Annotated in this window: 17 protein-coding genes; 9 read left to right on the top strand and 8 right to left on the bottom strand. The window is 58.7% G+C overall.

The genetic code is table 11. The features are described 5' to 3' along the window. The first annotated feature begins 1 nt into the window (after window position 1). From ABLV07_RS09565 to acpT, 9 genes are read left to right on the top strand one after another with little or no spacing between them, the layout of a single operon-like run. A complete protein-coding gene (locus ABLV07_RS09565; protein WP_015369298.1) occupies window positions 2-424 on the top strand; it encodes a thioesterase family protein in 423 nt (140 codons plus the stop codon). After that, window positions 421-1,026, top strand: a complete 606-nt coding sequence (locus ABLV07_RS09560) for an outer membrane lipoprotein carrier protein LolA (protein WP_020077756.1) — start codon at window positions 421-423, stop codon at window positions 1,024-1,026. The genes ABLV07_RS09565 and ABLV07_RS09560 overlap by 4 nt, the downstream gene beginning before the upstream one ends. Then, window positions 995-3,313 (top strand): MMPL family transporter, encoded by a 2,319-nt coding sequence (locus ABLV07_RS09555; RefSeq protein ID WP_348853511.1) that lies wholly within the window; start codon window positions 995-997, stop codon window positions 3,311-3,313. The genes ABLV07_RS09560 and ABLV07_RS09555 overlap by 32 nt, the downstream gene beginning before the upstream one ends. After that, complete coding sequence (locus ABLV07_RS09550; protein WP_015369295.1) at window positions 3,310-3,894, top strand: DUF3261 domain-containing protein; 585 nt, start codon at window positions 3,310-3,312, stop codon at window positions 3,892-3,894. Before ABLV07_RS09555 ends, ABLV07_RS09550 begins: the two co-directional genes overlap by 4 nt. Before the next feature lies 1 nt (window position 3,895). Continuing rightward, entirely contained in the window at window positions 3,896-5,065 is a 1,170-nt protein-coding gene (locus tag ABLV07_RS09545) for a beta-ketoacyl-[acyl-carrier-protein] synthase family protein (RefSeq protein ID WP_348853510.1), read from the top strand. Further along, entirely contained in the window at window positions 5,062-5,538 is a 477-nt protein-coding gene (locus ABLV07_RS09540; protein WP_348853509.1) for a 3-hydroxy-fatty acyl-ACP dehydratase, read from the top strand. Before ABLV07_RS09545 ends, ABLV07_RS09540 begins: the two co-directional genes overlap by 4 nt. Then, window positions 5,535-6,266 (top strand): 3-ketoacyl-ACP reductase FabG2, encoded by a 732-nt coding sequence (locus tag ABLV07_RS09535; protein WP_020077752.1) that lies wholly within the window; start codon window positions 5,535-5,537, stop codon window positions 6,264-6,266. The genes ABLV07_RS09540 and ABLV07_RS09535 overlap by 4 nt, the downstream gene beginning before the upstream one ends. After that, a complete protein-coding gene (locus ABLV07_RS09530; RefSeq protein ID WP_015703725.1) occupies window positions 6,263-7,492 on the top strand; it encodes a beta-ketoacyl-ACP synthase in 1,230 nt (409 codons plus the stop codon). The genes ABLV07_RS09535 and ABLV07_RS09530 overlap by 4 nt, the downstream gene beginning before the upstream one ends. A 1-nt stretch (window position 7,493) precedes the next feature. Further along, window positions 7,494-8,081 (top strand): 4'-phosphopantetheinyl transferase AcpT, encoded by a 588-nt coding sequence (acpT, locus tag ABLV07_RS09525; protein WP_020077751.1) that lies wholly within the window; start codon window positions 7,494-7,496, stop codon window positions 8,079-8,081. Here the strand turns inward: acpT and arnF are convergent. The 8 genes from arnF to ABLV07_RS09485 form a co-directional block, all read right to left on the bottom strand. Further along, entirely contained in the window at window positions 8,065-8,448 is a 384-nt protein-coding gene (gene arnF / locus ABLV07_RS09520) for a 4-amino-4-deoxy-L-arabinose-phosphoundecaprenol flippase subunit ArnF (RefSeq protein ID WP_015369289.1), read from the bottom strand. The genes acpT and arnF overlap by 17 nt on opposite strands. After that, window positions 8,448-8,786, bottom strand: a complete 339-nt coding sequence (gene arnE / locus ABLV07_RS09515; RefSeq protein ID WP_015369288.1) for a 4-amino-4-deoxy-L-arabinose-phosphoundecaprenol flippase subunit ArnE — start codon at window positions 8,784-8,786, stop codon at window positions 8,448-8,450. Before arnE ends, arnF begins: the two co-directional genes overlap by 1 nt. After that, window positions 8,783-10,438 carry a lipid IV(A) 4-amino-4-deoxy-L-arabinosyltransferase gene (gene arnT, locus ABLV07_RS09510; protein ID WP_015369287.1) on the bottom strand — a complete coding sequence of 552 codons (1,656 nt, stop codon included), beginning with the start codon at window positions 10,436-10,438 and terminating at the stop codon, window positions 8,783-8,785. Before arnT ends, arnE begins: the two co-directional genes overlap by 4 nt. Then, window positions 10,435-11,337: a 4-deoxy-4-formamido-L-arabinose-phosphoundecaprenol deformylase gene (gene arnD, locus ABLV07_RS09505; protein ID WP_042895061.1), complete on the bottom strand. Its 903-nt coding sequence runs from the start codon at window positions 11,335-11,337 to the stop codon at window positions 10,435-10,437. Before arnD ends, arnT begins: the two co-directional genes overlap by 4 nt. After that, entirely contained in the window at window positions 11,334-13,319 is a 1,986-nt protein-coding gene (arnA, locus tag ABLV07_RS09500; RefSeq protein ID WP_015369285.1) for a bifunctional UDP-4-amino-4-deoxy-L-arabinose formyltransferase/UDP-glucuronic acid oxidase ArnA, read from the bottom strand. Before arnA ends, arnD begins: the two co-directional genes overlap by 4 nt. After that, window positions 13,316-14,299, bottom strand: coding sequence for an undecaprenyl-phosphate 4-deoxy-4-formamido-L-arabinose transferase (arnC, locus tag ABLV07_RS09495; RefSeq protein WP_015369284.1), 984 nt, complete (start codon window positions 14,297-14,299; stop codon window positions 13,316-13,318). The genes arnA and arnC overlap by 4 nt, the downstream gene beginning before the upstream one ends. Window position 14,300: 1 nt before the next feature. After that, window positions 14,301-15,440 (bottom strand): UDP-4-amino-4-deoxy-L-arabinose aminotransferase, encoded by a 1,140-nt coding sequence (gene arnB, locus ABLV07_RS09490; protein WP_020077748.1) that lies wholly within the window; start codon window positions 15,438-15,440, stop codon window positions 14,301-14,303. A 392-nt stretch (window positions 15,441-15,832) separates the two neighbouring features. Beyond that, complete coding sequence (locus ABLV07_RS09485; RefSeq protein WP_026612202.1) at window positions 15,833-16,339, bottom strand: phenolic acid decarboxylase; 507 nt, start codon at window positions 16,337-16,339, stop codon at window positions 15,833-15,835. Window positions 16,340-16,407 lie beyond the last annotated feature (68 nt).

The following is a 16,407-nucleotide window of genomic DNA, read 5'->3' as shown; positions in this document are numbered from 1 at the left end:
GGTGCTTAACGATCCCCGTTTTACTGCTGAAGTAGAGCTGACTATTCCGTTTCATGACATCGATATGATGGGCGTCGTGTGGCATGGCAACTATTTCCGCTACTTCGAAATTGCCCGTGAGGCGCTGCTTAACCAGTTCAACTACGGCTACCGGCAGATGAAAGCCTCAGGCTATTTGTGGCCGGTGGTCGATACCCGCGTAAAATACCGCGACGTTATCACCTTCGAGCAGCGCATTCGCGTGCGCGCGCGGATAGAAGAGTTTGAGAACCGCCTACGCATTGGCTACGAAATTTTTGATGTCGATAGCGGCAAGCGCACCACCACCGGCTACACCATCCAGGTTGCGGTGGATGAAAACAGCCGCGAGATGTGTTTCGTCAGCCCGGATATCCTGTTTGAACGCATGGGGGTTACGCCATGAGATTACTGCTGCTGTTAGGGCTGTTTATCAGCCCGCTGGTCAGCGCCCTCACGCTTGATGACCTGCAAAAACAATTTAGCGAACAGCCGGTGGTACGCGCCCATTTCGATCAAGTTCGCACGATTAAGGATCTGCCGCAGCCGCTACGATCCCAGGGGCAGATGTTGATCGCCCGCGATAAGGGGTTGCTGTGGGATCAAACCTCGCCGTTCCCCATGCAGCTGTTGCTGGATGACAAACGGATGGTGCAGGCGATCAACGGCCAGCCGCCGCAAACCATTACTGCCGAAAACAATCCGCAAATGTTCCAGTTCAACCATTTGCTGCGCGCGCTGTTCCAGGCGGATCGAAAAGTTCTGGAAGATAACTTCCGCGTGGAATTTGCCGATAAAGGCGAAGGCCAGTGGACGCTGCGCCTGACGCCCATAACTACGCCGCTGGATAAGATTTTTGCCCGCATCGATTTGGCCGGGAAAGACTATCTGGAACATATTCAGCTCAACGACAAGCAAGGCGATCGCACCGAGATCACCCTTTCCCAACACCAATTGACGCCTGCGCAACTGACCGATGACGAACGCCAACGCTTTGCCGCCCAGTAAACGCCCCGCGTTGTTATGGGCCGTCGCCTGCCTGCTCCTGGCGGGCGCGCTGCTGGCACTGCTGCCGCAGGCCCGGCTCAACAGCAGCGTACTGGCGATGCTGCCGAAGCAGACGCTTGGCGCAATCCCGCCCAGCCTGAACGACGGTTTTATGCAGCGCCTTGACCGCCAGTTGGTCTGGCTGGTCAGCCCCGGTAAACAGGCCGATCCGCAGGTGGCCGGCGACTGGCTGCGTCTGCTGCAAACCTCGAAAGCGCTGGCCGAGGTAAAAGGCCCAATGAATGCCGATAATCAGCAGGCTTGGGGGACCTTTTTCTGGCAGCATCGTAACGGTTTAATTGACCCCGCTACCCGCGCGCGCCTGCAAAACGGCGGCGAAGCGCAGGCGCAATGGATCCTCTCACAGCTCTATTCGGCATTTTCCGGCGTCAGCGGCAAAGAACTGCAAAACGATCCGCTGATGCTGATGCGCGGCTCGCAGCTGGCGATGGCGAAAGGCGGCCAGCGGATGCAACTGCAGGATGGCTGGCTGGTGACCAAAGATGCCCAGGGCAACCTCTGGTATCTGTTGCATGGCGAACTGGCGGGTTCCTCATTCGATATGCAGAAGACGCACCGGCTGGTCACTACGCTCGGAGAGCTGGAGAAGCAGTGGAAAACGCAGCATCCGCAGGCGCAGCTGCTGTCGCGCGGCACCGTGTTCTATAGCGATTACGCCAGTCAGCAGGCGAAGCACGATATTTCTACACTCGGCGCGGCGACGCTGTTCGGCGTGATCCTGCTGATCGTCGTGACGTTTCGTTCGCTGCGCCCGCTGCTGCTGTGCCTGATTTCCATCGCCATCGGCGCGCTGGCCGGCACCGTCGTCACGCTGCTGCTATTTGGCGAACTGCATCTGATGACCCTGGTGATGAGCATGAGCATCATCGGCATCTCCGCCGACTATACGCTCTATTATCTGACCGAACGGATGGTGCATGGCGCGGAATCAACCCCGTGGCAAAGCCTCGCCAAAGTGCGTCATGCGTTGCTGCTGGCGCTACTTACTACCGTGGCGGCTTATCTGATTATGATGCTGGCCCCCTTTCCGGCGATTCGCCAGATGGCGCTCTTCGCGGCGGTCGGCCTGAGCGCCTCGTGTCTGACGGTAATTTTCTGGCATCCATGGTTGTGCCGTGGACTTCCCGTGCGCCCGGTTCCGGCGATGGCATTGTTGTTACGCTGGCTTGCCGCCTGGCGACGCCATAAAAAGCTGTCCATCGGCCTCCCCGTCGCGCTGGCCCTGTTCTCGCTGGCGGGTCTCGCGACGCTGCGGGTGGATGATGATATTTCGCAGCTCCAGGCGTTGCCGCAGGATATCCTGGCCCAGGAAAAAGCCATCACCGCGCTCACCGGGCAAAGCGTCGATCAAAAGTGGTTTGTGGTTTACGGCAAAACGGCCCAGCAGACGCTGCAGCGCCTGGAGGCATTTATGCCCGCGCTGACGCAGGCGCAAAGCGACGGCCTGCTCGGCGGATATCGCGCTATTCCGCTGAATTCACTCGCCCGCCAGCAGCAGGATCTTGCCCTGCTGCAACGCGCCGCGCCCACCGTCAGTAACGTGCTGAACCACGCCGGACTGGCAACGATCAATCCCGATCTCAACCCGATGCCAGTGACCGTCGACGTCTGGCTTGCCAGCCCGGCCAGCGAAGGCTGGCGACTGCTGTGGCTGACGCTGCCGGATGGCGAAAGCGGCGTACTGGTCCCGGTGAGCGGCGTGAAAGACAGCGCGGCGCTAAAAACGCTTAGTACAAAACAGGCTGGCGTTGCGTGGGTCGATCGTAAAAGCGATTTCGACCAGCTGTTCGCGCTCTACCGCCACATTCTAACCGGCCTGCTGGGCGTTGCGCTGGCGGTGATTGCCTGCGGCGCTATGCTCCGCCTTGGCTGGCGCAAAGGGCTGGTTAGCCTGGTGCCGTCGGTATTGTCGCTGGGATGCGGGCTGGCGATGCTGGCATTTAGCGGCCACGCGGTTAACCTGTTCTCCTTGCTGGCGCTGGTGCTGGTACTGGGCATCGGCATTAACTACACGCTGTTTTTCAGCAACCCGCGCGGTACGCCGCTGACATCGCTGCTGGCGGTCACCCTGGCGATGATGACCACCTTATTGACGCTCGGCATGCTGGTATTTAGCGCCACGCAGGCCATTAGCAGTTTTGGTATTGTTTTGGTAAGCGGCATTTTCGCCGCCTTCCTGCTTTCGCCGTTAGCGATGCCGACCAAAAAAGAGAAAAAAAGACGATGAGAAGACCATCATTCTGGCGCGCCTTCGCGCTACTCGCCGCCTTATTGCTGGCCGGCTGCAGCCGTTCGCAGCCGGAGCCGCAAGGCCGCCCGCAGGCGTGGCTGGAACCGGGTACCCGCGTCACGTTGCCGCCGCCTGGTATCTCGCCGGACATCAGCTCGCAGCAGTTGCTCACCGGCAGCTTCAACGGCCAAACCCAGTCGCTGCTGGTCATGCTCAATGCCGATGATAAAAAGCTCACGCTGGCGGGTCTGTCGTCCGTCGGTATCCGCCTGTTCCTGGTGACCTATGATGAAAGAGGGCTGCGCGCTGAACAGTCGATGGTGGTTCCGCAACTGCCGCCAGCCAGCCAGGTGCTGGCCGATGTGATGCTCAGCCACTGGTCGGTTAGCGCATGGCTGCCGCAGTTGCCAAAAGGGTGGACGTTGACCGAGCGCGGCGACAAACGCGAACTACGTAACGCGCGCGGGAAGCTGGTCACCGAAATCACCTATATCAACCGCAAAGGCCAGCGCGTGCCGATCAGCATCGAACAGCACGTCTTTAAATACCACATCACCATTCAATACCTGGGTGACTGAGATGATCTACATTTCCGCCGTCGGCATGATTAACGCGCTGGGCCGCGATAACGATGAAATCGCCGCCAATTTGGCTCGCGGTATCGCGCCCGGCATGCGTCCGCGCGAGGGGTGGCTACAGGGGCATCCGCAGGCGGTTTTCGCGGGTGTGGACGGCGAATTGCCCGCCATTCCCGATACCTTTAGCGCCCATCGTTCGCGCAATAATCAGCTGCTGCTGGCGGCGCTGGCGCAAATTCAGCCGCAGGTGGATCGCGCCATCGCCCGATACGGACGAGAGCGCGTGGCCGTGGTGCTCGGCACCAGCACCTCGGGGCTGGATGAGGGTGACGCGCATGTCACCCTGACGCTTGGCGGCAAGGAAAGCGCGGCCTGGCAATATCCGCAACAGGAGCTGGGCGACCCATCGCGTTTTCTCAGCCACTGGCTGGCGCTGGATGGCCCGGCATTTACGCTGTCAACCGCCTGCTCCTCCAGCGCCAGAGCGATTATCAGCGGACACCGACTAATTGAAGCTGGTCTGGCGGATGTGGCGATCGTCGGCGGCGCGGACACCCTCAGCCGAATGCCGATCAACGGCTTTCACAGTCTGGAATCGCTCTCCACGACGCAGTGCCAGCCGTTTGCCCGCGACCGTAACGGCATCACTATCGGCGAAGGGGCGGCGCTGATGCTGTTGACCCGCGAACCGCAGCCAGTCGCGCTACTGGGTATCGGCGAGTCCAGCGACGCCTGGCATATTTCCGCCCCGCATCCTGAAGGAGAGGGGGCGATCCGCGCCATCCAGCAGGCGCTGGGGGATGCGGGCATCGCCCCTGAACAAGTGGGTTATATCAACCTGCACGGCACCGCCACGCCGCTTAACGATAGAATAGAGTCTCACGTCATCAACGCGCTATTTGGCGTTCGGGTACCCTGTAGTTCAACGAAACACCTGACCGGACACACGCTGGGCGCCGCGGGGATCACCGAAGCCGCCATCGGCATGCTGATTCTGCAGCGAAACCTGCCGCTGCCAGCGCAGGATTTCAGCCAGTCGCCGCGCGATGAAACACTACCGCCATGCGGGATCATCGAACATCCCCTGCCGCTGCCGCGACCGATTATCCTGTCGAATTCTTTTGCTTTTGGCGGTAACAACGCCAGCATCCTGCTCGGGAGCATTCAATGAACCACTATTTATCGCCTGGCGACTATCTACCGCACGATGCGCCGATGCTGCTGCTGGAAGAAGTCGTCAATGTGACCGACGAAACCGCGACCTGCCGGGTCACGGTCTCGCCCCATAGCGTCGTGGCGCCATTTCTCGATGCCGAGGGCAATCTCCCCGGTTGGTTCGCCCTTGAATTAATGGCGCAAACCGTCGGCGTCTGGTCCGGCTGGAACCGCCTGCAAAAAGGGCAAGCATCCATCTCATTAGGTATGGTGCTTGGCGCGCGCGAATTAGTCTGCGCGGCCGGCTCCCTGCCGCGCGGCAAAGCACTGTCCATTACCGTTAAACTGCTCATGCAGGACGAGCGTTTCGCTAGCTTCGAAGGCGCCGTGATGGCGGACGATGACCTGCTGGCCAGCGGAAGGGTTAATACCTTCCAGCCAACGCCAACAGAACTTAACACCCTATTTCAACAAGGAGCGTCAGAATGAGTCGTTCAGTTTTGGTTACCGGCGCCAGCAAAGGTATCGGTCGCGCCATTGCCTGCCAGCTGGCGGCGGACGGTTTTATGGTAGGCGTCCACTATCATCGCGACACGTCAGGCGCGCAGCAGACGCTGGAGGCGATTACCGCCGCCGGCGGCGCGGGGCGTCTGCTGAGCTTTGACGTCGCCAATCGCACGCAGTGCCGCGAAGTCCTTGAGCAAGATATGGCCGAACACGGCGCGTGGTACGGCATTGTCAGCAACGCCGGCATCGCCCGCGACGGCGCCTTCCCGGCGCTCGGCGAAGACGACTGGGACGCGGTGATCCACACCAACCTCGACAGCTTCTACAACGTCATTCATCCGTGCATCATGCCGATGATTAGCGCACGCCAGGGCGGGCGTATCATCACGCTCTCGTCCGTATCCGGCGTGATGGGCAACCGCGGTCAGGTCAACTATAGCGCCGCCAAGGCGGGGATCATCGGCGCCACCAAAGCGCTGGCGATTGAACTGGCGAAGCGCAAAATCACCGTGAACTGCATCGCCCCCGGGCTTATCGACACCGGGATGATCGAAATGGAAGAGGCCGCGTTGAAAGAGGCAATGTCGATGATCCCAATGAAACGCATGGGACAGGCGGAAGAAGTGGCGGGGCTGGCGAGTTATTTAATGTCGGATGTGGCGGGTTATGTCACCCGGCAGGTCATTTCCATCAATGGAGGGATGTTATGACACGCCGTGTGGTCATTACCGGGATGGGTGGCGTCACCGCATTTGGCGAAAAATGGCAGGATGTCTCGGCGGGGCTGAAGAGATATAAAAACGCCGTACGCGCCATGCCGGAGTGGCGTATTTACGACGGGCTGCATACGCTGCTGGGCGCGCCGATCGATGATTTCACCCTGCCCGACCACTATACCCGCAAGCGCATTCGCGCGATGGGGCGCGTATCGTTGCTCTCCACCCGCGCCACTGAACTGGCGCTGGAGCAGGCCGGGCTAATCGACGATGCCATACTGAGTAACGGCGAAACCGGCATCGCCTACGGTTCATCAACCGGCAGTACCGCCCCGATGAGCGAATTCGCCACCATGTTGACGGAAAAGCACACCAATAATATTACTGCTACCACCTACGTGCAGATGATGCCGCATACCACCGCCGTCAATACGGGCCTGTTTTTTGGCCTGCGCGGCCGCGTGATCCCGACGTCCAGCGCCTGTACCTCCGGAAGCCAGGCGATTGGTTACGCCTGGGAAGCGATTCGCCACGGCTATCAAACGGTGATGGTCGCCGGCGGCGCGGAAGAGCTTTGCCCGTCGGAGGCCGCGGTATTCGATACTCTGTTTGCCACCAGCCAGCGCAATGAGCAGCCCGACATTACCCCCTCCCCCTTTGATGTGCTGCGCGATGGGCTGGTGATTGGCGAAGGGGCCGGTACTCTCATTCTGGAAGAACTGGAGCACGCCAAAGCACGCGGGGCGACCATTTACGGCGAAATCATCGGCTTCGCCACCAACTGCGATGCTGCGCATATCACTCAACCGCAGCGTGAAACCATGCAGATCTGCATGGAACAATCATTAAAAATAGCGGGCCTGAGCGCCCGGGATATCGGCTACATTTCGGCCCACGGCACCGCGACCGACCGCGGCGATATCGCCGAAAGCCAGGCGACGGCGGCGATTTACGGCGATAGCGTGCCGATCTCCTCGCTGAAAAGCTATTTCGGCCATACCCTTGGCGCCTGCGGGGCGCTGGAAGCGTGGATGAGTCTGCAGATGATGCGCGAGGGCTGGTTCGCGCCAACGCTGAATTTGCATAATCCGGACGCCAATTGCGGAGAACTGGATTACATCATGGGCGAAGCGCGCCAGATTGATTGTGAATTCCTGCAGAGTAACAACTTCGCCTTCGGCGGTATTAACACCTCAATGATTATTCAGCGCTGGTCCTGAAATGTATCAGCTTATCCTTGGCCAAATCTCAACGCTTAGCGCCCTGCCGTTACCGACTGGGTTAGCGGCCCAGGCCCCTGATGGCCCGCGGCGGGCAAGCTGGCTTGCCGGGCGCGCGCTGCTGGCGCATGCGGTGGCCCCGCTGGTGGATATTGCGTATGGCGAGCAGGGCAAACCGGCCTTCCCGCCCGGCTGCGGGCTGTGGTTTAACCTTAGCCACAGCGGCGACCAAATTGCCCTGCTGCTGAGCGATGAAGGCGAGGTTGGCTGCGATATCGAAGTCATTCGCCCGCGCAACGGCTGGCAGCGGTTGGCCAACGCCCTGTTTAGCGAGGGCGAGCATCAGGAACTGGAGCGCGAACCGCCGGAGGGGCAGCTAGCCGCCTTTTGGCGAATCTGGACGCGCAAAGAAGCGCTGGTAAAGCAACGCGGCGGCAGCGCCTGGCAGATGGCCTCTGTTGACAGCGCCTTTCGCGGCGCGCTGTCATTAAGCCAGATTCAGTATCAAGGGTTAAGTATTGCGGTCTGTACGCCAACACCGTTCTCGCTGACGGCGGCGCACATTCAATGTTTCAACGGCGCGGCTTGACCGGCCAGAAGATAGTCAGCACGCCGGCGATAATAATCAGCACGCCCAGCAGCGATTGCCAGTAAAACGGCTCGTGCCAGCCGGGCAGCCAGATGGCGGCGGCCCACACCAGAATGTAGCTCAGGCTGAGCAGCGCGTAAGCTTTGGCCAACGGCAAGCGGTGTAGCGCGAAATACCAGCAGACCATCGACAGCAGATAGCCAACCAGGCCAAAACCCAGGCTGAAGGTACCGGTGCGCATATGCAGTAGATGATTGAGGAAAGCCAGGATATCGGTCAATGGCGGCAGCTCAACCATCGCGCTGCGCAGTAACAGCTGCGCGCCGCTGACCAGCCCGACGCTCAATAACGCCCAGATTAACCCCATCAGACGCTACTCCCCAGAACGGCGATGCCGACGACGATCAGCCCGACGCCAAGCCAGTGGCGGCGCGCCACCGGCTCGCGCCAGATACCCCATGCCGCCAGCGTTACCCAGACAAAGTTGAGGCTCAGCATCGGATAAGCGATACCGACCGGGATCGCCTGCAGCACCCCCAGCCACAGCAGCATACCGCCGCCGAGCGCCAACAGGGCTAAGCCCAGCCACAGCAAAATATGCCGCCCGCGCCGCCCGCTACGGGACGGCCGGGTCGCCTGCTTCTGGCACAGCTGACCGGCGCAGCTAAGCAGACTGGCGAGTATCAGACAGAACCAGACACTCATTGCGGCAGATACTGAATAAACACCACGCGCCCCAGCTCGTAGGAGTTATCAGGTTTCGGTAACGCCAGTTCGTTCATCGTTTCACCTTTATCCATCAGCAGCACCAGTGAGATCGGTCCCTGCTGGCGGTGCGCCGCCAGCCAATCAGCAAAAGCTTGAGTCGACACGAATTTGCTCTGCGCATCCGGCCAGCCGAGGCCATATTTTAGCTCCCCCTGCCTTTCATACAGGATGATGTCGTCACGCTTGAGCTCCCACGCCAGCCCCGCTCCGATACCGACGCTGTTGGTCAGTACATAGCGGCTTGGCGCCAGCGATTCGCTAACAATATCCACCAGAAACTGCGGCTGTTTGCTGTCGATAACCCGATCCGGGATAGCGAAGCCCACCAGCAGCGCCACTCCCAGCGGACAGATGGCGGCCAGCGTCCAGCGACGACCGTTGTCTTTTATCGCCAGCCAGCCCATCAGCGCCCATACGGCAAAGGCAATCGCCGCCAGCAGACATTTATACAGCTCGATCTTCGTCCACACCGGCTTATGCATGACGCCCCACGGCGAGACCACCAGCACGGCGACCAGGCCGATCAGACCAAAACCGAGGTTGATCATGCCGTTGATGCGCAGCGCTTTCGCCCCCGCCTTCGCGGCATCCAGCGCGTAGCGGGCCATCAAAATCGACAGCGGCATAAAGCACGGCAGAATGTAGGTCGGCAGTTTTCCCTTGGCGATGCTGAAGAACAGGAACGGCATCGCTATCCAGCCTAGCAGATACAGCGCGCCGCGGGCATCATCGCGCTCGCTCCAGCCGCGCTTCAGCGCGCCCGGTAACAGCGCCAACCACGGCAGGCTGCCGGCAATCAGGAACGGAATGTAGTACCAGAACGGCGCTTTATGCTGCGCGTCTTTCTCAGCGAAACGCTGAATATGCTCGACCCAGAAGAAATAGCGCCAGAAATCGGGTTCGCGATTGGCAATAGCCAATCCCCACGGCAGCACCACCAACGTACAGACCGCCACCGCCAGCCAGCCGTAGGTCAGCACTTCGCGCCAGCGTTTACGCGCCATCACCCACGGCAGCACGCCAACCACCGGTACCGCCAGCGCCAGGAAGCCCTTGGTCATCACCCCCATACCGCAGGCGACTCCCAGCAGGACATAACCCAACATCTTCCCGCTGCGGCTCTGCGCCTGGGAGGCTCCCCAGAAGCTGCACATCGCCAGCGCCAGCCACATGGTGATCATCGGATCCAGCACCGCATAGGTTCCGATACCGTATACCAGCATCGCGGTCAGGAAGATAACCGGCGACAGGATCGCCACGCGTTTATCGCGGAAAATACGCCACGCCAGCCACGCCACCAGCAACGCGCTGACGGTAATGGCGAAGACCGAACCGAAACGCACGCCAAAGTTATTATGACCAAATAGCCACTGACCAATACTGTTAATCCAGTAACCGGCAATCGGCTTTTCAAAGTAACGCAGGCCCAGCAGATGCGGCACCACCCAGTCGCCGGAGGCCAGCATTTCACGACTGATCTCGGCATAGCGGGTTTCATCAGGCTGCCACAGCAAACGGAAATTTAACGGCAATAAGTAATACAGCGCAAAGAGTACAACCAGAGAGATGCCATAACGAATGCTTTTCATACACCCGAGCCCAGTAATTGTTCACGTCCAAGCCAACCTTCCCGGCCAGCCAGCTCACCACGGACCACTTTGCCTGACGGCAGCTCGCTAAAGTCAGCGGGCAGCAGCTGGCTCAGTGGGCAAAATTGTATTTCTTCTTCCTCCGCCATGGTCAGCAGCGCATCGAACTGATCGGCGTAGGCAATGCCTTCCACTTCGGCGTGGATGGTATAGACCGGCGTTCCCTTGTCACGATGAATGCAGTCCAGCAGATAGCGGTTGAAGCCAGCGGTATCGACGGCGCTACCGACCACTTCATCCCAGGTGGGAAGCGTCACCGGAATTTGTACGGTGCCGGAGGCCCCGCCGCCAATCTGCGGCAGGAATGGCCGCGTGCCGCGACAATCGCTGTTGTAGAGGAAATCGAAGGATTCTTTCGCTTTTACCACCCGCTGGTCGGCACGCCAGCCGGCGACGGCGGAGCAGGTCACCGGGCGGCCGATAATGCGTTCCAGTTCGAGCAGACCGCGTTCAATTTCCAGCGTCAGACGTTCCTGCGGCCAGACGCCGCTCCACGCTTGCCAGCTGTAGTGGTCCCAGGCGTGCAGGCCCACTTCATGGATGTGCGCGGCGGCGCGAATAACCTCTTCGTTACCCGCGCCAATCCTGCGCCCCGGCCACGCGGTGCCGGCCAGCAGAATATCCCAGCCATACAGCGAGGCCGCGTTGGAGCGCAGCATTTTCCACAGAAACTTCGGTTTTACCAGGCGCCATAAATGGCGCCCCATATTGTCCGGCCCGACGCTGAAAAAGAAGCTTGCCTGAATCCCGTGCTTGCCCAGCAGGGCCAGCAGCCGCGGTACGCCATCACGCGTCCCGCGAAAGGTATCGACATCTATGCGTAAGCCGACTTGTTTCATGAGTTTTTATCGTCCGTGAGCTCAACGGTGCGCAGGAAGAAGTCCAGAGTGTGTTCAACGGTCTCTTCCATCTCGACGGTCGGTTCCCAGTTCAGGCAGCGTTTCGCGTTGCGAATGCTCGGTTTACGATGCTCAACGTCCTGGTAGCCTTTACCGTAGTAATCGCTGCTTTCCACTTCGCGGAAGCCGGCGAACGGCGGGAAGCGATCGCGCAGCGGATGGCGCTCGAAGCAGGCGAGCAGCATTTCCGCCAGCTCTTTGATGCTAGCTTCGTTTTCCGGGTTACCGATGTTGATGATCTGACCATCGCAGCGACCATCTTTGTTCTCAATGATGCGGAACAACGCTTCGATACCGTCGCTGATATCGGTGAAGCAGCGCTTCTGTTTGCCGCCTTCGATAAGCTTAATCGGCGAACCTTCCACCAGGTTGAGGATCAGCTGAGTGATGGCGCGGGAGCTACCGATACGTGCGGCATTAAGGTTATCCAGACGCGGCCCCATCCAGTTGAACGGACGGAACAGGGTGAACTTGAGGCCGTTCTTATCGCCATAGGCCCAGATCACGCGGTCCAGCAGCTGTTTAGAAACCGAGTAGATCCAACGCTGTTTGTTGATCGGCCCGACCACCAGATTGGAATTATCTTCGTCGAAGTTTTTGTCGGTGCACATGCCGTACACTTCCGAGGTCGACGGGAAGATAATGCGCTTATTGTATTTCACGCAGTCACGGATGATCTTCAGGTTCTCTTCGAAATCCAGTTCGAACACGCGCAGCGGGTTACGGGTGTATTCGATAGGCGTCGCGATCGCGACCAGCGGCAGTACCACATCGCATTTCTTAATGTGGTATTCGATCCACTCGGAGTGAATGCTGATATCGCCTTCAACGAAGTGGAAACGCGGGCAGTCAAGGAAACGGCTGATGGCGTCGGAGCCGATATCCAGGCCGTAAATCTCATAGTTGTCGTCCTGCAACAGGCGCTCGGTCAGGTGGTTACCGATAAAGCCGTTAACGCCGAGGATCAGCACGCGGGTACGGCGCTTCACCGCCACCACCGGTTTGCTGCTCAGCACCGCGCTGGTCACCAGCCCCAGCGCCTGCGCCAGCTGGGCGCCCTGCATGTAAACGCCACGTTCGGTCTGGCCGGTGACGATTTCCAGCGCCCCCTGCTGACAGGCAACCACTAGCGGCGCGACGGAGATAACGGTGCCGGGCTTCGCCGCCGGCAGATCGGCGCGCACGCGGGATTTCCAGACGATAAATTTGTTCGCGCCGGCATAGGCGAAGGCGCCCGGCCACGGATCGGATACCGCGCGCACCAGGTTGTGCAGAGTCTGCGCCGGTTTATCCCAATCGAGACGCCCGTCTTCCGGGGTACGACGGCCAACGTAGGTCGCCTGGCTGTGGTCCTGCGCCCGCTCCTCAGTCTTACCCTCACGAATAGCCGGCAGCGCCTGGCCAAGCAGATCGGAGGCGGCGGCGCACAGCTTACGGTGCAGCGCCAGCGCCGCGTCATCCGGGCCGATAGCCACAGCTTGTTGAGCGACGATATCGCCCGCGTCGGCGCGGTTAACCATCCGGTGCAGGGTCACGCCGGTTTCGCTTTCGCCGTTGACCAGTACCCAATTCAGCGGCGCGCGACCGCGGTATTTCGGCAGCAGAGAACCATGCAGGTTGAAAGCCCCCTTCGGCGCGATATTCAGGATCTCATCGCACAGCAGGTTGCGGTAGTAGAACGAGAACAGCACATCCGGCTTCATCTCGCGAATACGTTCAATCCACAGCGGATGGTTAACATCTTCCGGCGCCCATACCGGGATACCTTGCTCGGCGGCAATACGGGCTACGGAACCAAAGAATTGGTTTTCGCCAGGGTTATCCGGATGGGTGAAAATAGCGGCGATGTCATACCCGGCATCCAGCAGTGACTGAATACCTGCGCAACCCATATCGTGATAAGCGAAGACTACTGCTTTCATGAACGATCTTCCTCTTGAGACGCCGTTTCCGGCTGGCGAACAACACGTTGAATAAAGTAACGGGGACGGGCGCGAACATCGTTATAGATGCGGCCGATATACTCCCCGAGCAGGCCCATACCGACAAACTGGGCGCCGATGAACATAAACAGCACGGCGAAGAGCATGAACACCCCTTCCGCCGCCCATTGCGGACCGAAGGCCAGACGCAGCACCACCAGCAGCAGACCGAAGGCAAAGCCCAACAGGGCTATCACGCTGCCGAAAATACTCAGTAAACGCAGCGGGGTGGTGGTCAGACAGGTCACCAGGTCATACATCAGGTTAATCAGACGCATGAAGCTATATTTGGAGTCGCCGAATTCGCGCTCGGCGTGCATCACCGGGATCTCGACCGCCCGGCGGGCGAAGGTATTCGCCAGAATCGGGATAAAGGTGCTGCGCTCATGGCAGTTGAGCATGGCGTCGATGATATGGCGGCGATAGGCACGCAACATGCAGCCGTAATCGCCCATGGCTTTACCGGTGGTTCGCTGAATCAGGCGGTTAATCATCTTCGAGGCAGATTTACGGAAGATGCTGTCCTGACGGTTCTGGCGCACGGTACCGACCACGTCATAGCCTTCATCGGCTTTTGCCACCAGCCGCGGGATCTCTTCCGGCGGGTTTTGCAAGTCGGCATCGAGGGTGATGATCAGATCGCCGGTGACATGGCTGAAACCGGCCATAATCGCCGAGTGCTGGCCGTAGTTGCGGTTCAACAGCACCGCCACCACGTGGCTGCCTTCGGCTTCGGCGGCCTCGGTCAGCATGCGCGCGGAATCGTCGCTGCTGCCGTCGTCGATCAGCAGAATTTCATATTGGCGCCCTAGCGTCGCACAGGCGGCGTCGGTACGACGCAGCAGTTCCGGCAGACTATCCTGTTCGTTATAAACCGGGATAACCACCGAGACTTTTTTTACGGGAGGATAAGTAAGCATATCAACGTCCTGACAACTGATGCAGCGCGGTAATGACGCGGGTGACATCGTCGTCGGTCATATCCGGGAACAGCGGGATGGAACAAATGCGCGCGCTGTTCCATTCGGTATTCGGTAACGAAACTTCAGGAAAACGCTCGCGGTAATACTTTTGCGTATGGGCCGCGCGGAAGTGCAGACCGGTGCCTATACCCATGGCTTTGAGTTTTTCCATCAGGGCATCGCGGCTGATGCCGCAGGCCACTTCATCAACGCGGATAATAAACAGGTGCCAGGCGTGCTGATGATCCCATGCCGGAATGGTCAGCGGCTTAAAGGGGGTATCCGCCAGCTCGCGCAGGTAGCGTTGGGCGATTTCAGCGCGACGTTGATTCGCCTGCGCCAGCTTATCCAGCTGCACCAGCGCCAGCGCGGCGTTGATATCGGCCAGATTATATTTGAAGCCGGGAGTAATCACTTCCGCCTGCGGCGCGCGGCCGTGGGTCTGACGGTCGTAGGCGTCTACGCCCAGGCCGTGGAATTTGAGGCTGCGGATGCGGGAAGCCAGCTCGTCATCATCGGTGACGATAAGCCCCCCTTCGGCGCAGGTCATATTTTTGATCGCGTGGAACGAGAAAATCGCGGTGCCGCGCCAGCCGACGTGGCGGCCTTTATAGTGCGTTCCCGCGGCATGCGCGGCATCTTCGATTACCGGTATACCGTGGCGCTCGCCAACGGCGCGGATCGCATCGATATCCGCAGGCGCGCCCGCGTAGTGGACGGGAATAATCGCTTTCGTCCGCGAGGTGATCGCCGCTTCCACCGCCTCAGGGGTAATCATCAGATTATCGTGATCGACATCGATCATCACCGGCGTAGCGCCCAGCAGACAGATCATATTCAGCGTCGACACCCAGGTTTGCGAAGGGGTGATCACTTCGTCGCCAGGGCCAATGCCCATCGCCATTAGCGTGACGTGCATACCGCCGGTAGCGGAGCTGACGGCGATGGCGTGGCGGTTGCCGGTCAGTTGGCAAAACGCCTCTTCCAGCGCCTGGTTTTTAGGACCAGTAGTGATCCATCCTGATTGCAAAACTTCACGCAGCGCAGCCAGCTCTGCGTCGCCCATCGACGGGCGCGAAAACGGCAGAAATTCGCTCATCTTTTTCCTGTTCTATTAATAGCCCACTAAAAAAGGGGGCCGGTAGAAAGAAATATCCTGCGCCAGCGGACTTAAACAAAATGAAAATGAAGTCGGTTCACCGCCACATTTCATTCCAGGGTATTTCGACGGTTATAAATCTAGTCGCTGTTGCTTAGGATAATATTAAGAAATTAATATTTTTCGCGAGAATAGTAATATCTCATTGATAATCAGATAGATAGTATTTTCTTATGGCAGGAATTAGCAGCAAAAAGCCCCAGTTTCATAGAGAAAACTGGGGCTTAACGGGTGAAAGTAAACGAATCGTCAACCAGCCCGCAATAAATATTTATTTACGTTTTAATCTAGCGGAAAAATTAGCGTTAGATCACAGAATTATTTCTGCTGTATTACAAATTTGCAGGAAAATCTGCGGGTAATTCATTAGCCGGGCAATTAATTACATCGTTATTATCCGCGCCGCAATCGCGAACAAAGGTGATAGTCGCGAATTCATCAATCACTTCGGTCGGGTAGGCCGGGCCGGCGTCACGGTAGGCGTTCATTAACGGAATATGATCGTTCTGGAAGCAGACGGTTTTTTCCGGGTTATTCATGATCCAGCGGGGGAAGAAAATGGTGCCGTGGAACAGTTTGTCGCCCAGGTTGACGATCAGGCTGACGTCGGTACCGGTTGGTTCAGTCCAGGAAATTTTATAAATGCTTTCGCCTACCCGCACGATGTACGCATGCTGGTCTTTCACCCAACGATTAGCAACGATACCGCTGTGAATACGATAGTCCAGAGTGGTGCCATTTTTAACGTAAATTTCGTAGTTCCAGCCGTTGTCGTAGGTATAAACCAGATGTTTACCGATAAAGCCGCTGAGGTCATGTTTGTCAAAAGTGCTCATTATTTATTCTCCTCTGTTTCGTTGAGGTAAGAATACGGCTTTAAAAATTGAATGAATAACGCTATGTTTGG

Source organism: Klebsiella sp. CN_Kp097 (genome assembly GCF_040064495.1).
Lineage (GTDB): Bacteria > Pseudomonadota > Gammaproteobacteria > Enterobacterales > Enterobacteriaceae > Klebsiella > Klebsiella aerogenes.
This window is presented reverse-complemented; position numbering and strand designations above follow the sequence as displayed.